General features: G+C 75.1%; 2 protein-coding genes. Both read right to left on the bottom strand.

What is annotated here, in order from left to right; all coding sequences use genetic code 11:
• The coding region (locus AC2CHG_RS30960; protein WP_484526156.1) for a sensor histidine kinase at positions 1-2,042 on the bottom strand (2,042 nt) is incomplete at its 3' end.
• A 121-nt stretch (positions 2,043-2,163) separates the two neighbouring features.
• A partial coding sequence (locus AC2CHG_RS30955; protein ID WP_484526155.1) for an FGGY-family carbohydrate kinase occupies positions 2,164-2,834 on the bottom strand: 671 nt, incomplete at its 5' end.

The raw sequence follows: 2,834 nt of genomic DNA, 5'->3' as shown, positions 1-2,834 counted from the left end.
GGACCGGTGAGCATCTGCGGCTCCGGCCCGCGCACGAGCCGGCCCGGCGCCGGCTGGCCCGCCTCCGGCGCGGGCGCCTCGGCCAGCAGCTCGACCGGGATCCGCACCCGCGCCACCAGGCCCTCCCGGCCGGCGCTCAACCGCACCCGTACGCCGTGCCGGGCGCTGAGGTGGCTCACCACGAACAGGCCCATCCGCTCCGAGGCCGACACGTCGGCGGCCGGTGGCTCGGCGAGGACCGCGTTCGCCTCGGCCAGCGCCGACGGGCTCATGCCCAGCCCTTCGTCGACGATCTGCACGAGCGCGCCCCGGCCGTCCGGCTCGACCACCACCCGCACCGCGGTGTCCGGGCGGGAGAAGGCGGTGGCGTTCTCCAGCAGCTCCGCGAACAGGTGCACCAGGTCGCCGACCGCGTGCCCGACGACGTGCAGGTCGGTCCGGTTCTCGTGGCGCACCCGCTGGTACTGCTCGATCTCCGCGCTCGCGGCCAGCAGCACCGCGCCCAGGCCCACCGGACGGTTCCACCGCCGGGTCGACTCGGTGCCGGCGAGCACCAGCAGGCTCTCGTCGTTACGGCGCATGCGGGCGGCGAGGTGGTCGAGCTTGAACAGGTTCTCCAGCTGGTCCGGGTCGCTCTCCTCGCGTTCGAGGTCGTCGAGCAGCTCCAGCTGCCGCTCGACGAGCACCTGGCTGCGCCGGGCCAGGTTGACGAACATGGCGTTGACGTTGCGCCGCATCATCGCCTGTTCGACGGCGACGTCGACGGCGCTGCGGTGCACCGCCACGAACGCCTCCGCCAGCTCGCCGATCTCGTCCTGCGAGTCGATCACCGCGGGCGGTACGTCGATCGTGCCGATCGGCCGGTCCACAGTGCGCAGCCGTTGCAGTGTCAACGGCAGGTCCACCTGCGCGATCCGCAGCGCCTGGCCGCGCAGCTGCCGCATGCCGCGCGCCACCGACCGGCCGACCAGCAGCGAGATCAGCACCGCGGACAGGAGCACCGTGGCGATCGCGCCGGCCACCAGCAGCGTGTCGCGCAGCTGGCGGGCGCTGGCGTCGTCGGCCTGGCGTACCGCGTCGGCGACGATGTCGCTCTCCAACTGGCGGAACAGTTCCTGCCGCTGCTCGCTGGCCGCCCACCACTGGGTCGCGTCGAGCAGGGCCGGCTTCGCGTCGCCGCCGCCGGGCAGCGTGCGCTCCTCCATCCGGGTGGCCGCGACGAACGCCGGGTCGACCGAGGTGCGGTCGTAGCGGCGGATCTGGTCGGCGGTCGCCGCGACCCGGAACGCGCCCAGCGCGGTGAGCTGCTGGGCCCGCAGGTCGCTGAGCGTCACCGGGTCGTCGGCCTCGTACCGGCCGGACCGGGCGGCAGCGTAGAGCTCCGCGCGGATGCGCGAGGAGAGCTCCTTGACCCGGGATATCTGCACGTACCGCAGCACCGCCTCGGTCAGCTCCTGCCGGCCGCTGCCGGGCGTCGGCTCGGCCAGCAGGTTCAGCAGCGCCGCGACGGACCTGTGGTAGTTGCTCAGCACGGTGTCGCTGGACAGCACGGCAGGCGCCACCGCCGCGCGGATGTTCACCACCTGGTCGTACGCCTCGAGTGCCTCGGAGTAGGAGACCCGCCAGGCGGCGTCGGCGTCGGCCAGCGGCGCGGCCGCGTCCCGCAGCTCGGCCACCGCGCGGTCGGTGGCCTCCTGAAGGGGCCGGAGCGCGGCCACAGCGGCGTCCCGGTCGGCGCCGGTGCCGGCGCGGCGCAGCGCGGCCAGTTCACCGGCGGTGCGGTCCCGCTCGTGCTGGAGCCGGTCCACCGCGGTGGAGATCTGCCGGCCGATCCCGACCTGCTCGGCGAAGGCGCTCAGCGTGGTGGTCTGCCCGACCAGGCCCCGGGTCTGGATGCCGGCCAGGACCAGGAACGCCAGCGACGGGATCACCAGCACCGTGGCGAGCTTGGTGCCCATCCGCCAGTCCCGCAGCCGGAACCCGGAACGCCGCCGGTGCGGCTGAGGGGCCGCGCCGCGAACCGGGTCGGGACCTGCGCCCACGGTTGCCTCCTCGTCCCGCCCCACCACGTCGGGGAGCGGAGTCCATCCAATCAGGCCGTCGGTCGGTGTCAACGGCCGCCCGGACGGCATGACCAGGACGGTCAGCGCCTCGGGTGGACGGTCACGCGTGCGAGGCGGCCTCGTCCGTCCGGCCGATCCCGGCGATCTCGTCCGCCTCCGCGACCCGGCCCAGCGCGATGAGCGCGGCGCCGGTCGCGCCGATCTCCGGGTTGCGTTGCCAGCACACCCGGCGGGGCGCGAGCACGTCGAGGAACGCACCGCGCCACCACGGCGAGGCGGTCAGCGCCCCACCGCCGAGGACCACCTCCATCGGCTCGCCGATACCGGCCTCCAGCAGCGTCAGGTCGTCGGCGACCAGCCGGCACAGGCCGCTCATCAGGCCGGCCAGGATGTCGACCGCTGTGGTGCCGAAGCTCAGCCCGTGCAGCTCCCCCGAGCCCGCCGGGGCGGTGCCCGGTGGCCGGTCGCCGCCGAAGCGGGGATTGGCGCGTACCGAGGCGGCGGACCGGTCCAGCGCCATCTCCAGCTCCCTGCCCTCCGGCAGCCGCAGCTCGCGCGCCGCCCAGGCGAACAGGTTGCCGCCGCTGGAGTACGCCGCGCCGGTGACCACGTGGTTGTGGTCGACCCGGTACCGCCAGAGCTGCTCCGGCAGCGGCAGCGGCGCCGCGCCCGCCGGCACCGCCTGGATCATGCGGACCGCCGCCGAGGTGCCGACCGTCACCGCCGCGCGGGTCGGGTCGACGCAGCCCGAGCCGACGTTCGCGGCCGCGC

The organism is Micromonospora sp. ATLC20 (assembly GCF_057196585.1).
This window is presented reverse-complemented; position numbering and strand designations above follow the sequence as displayed.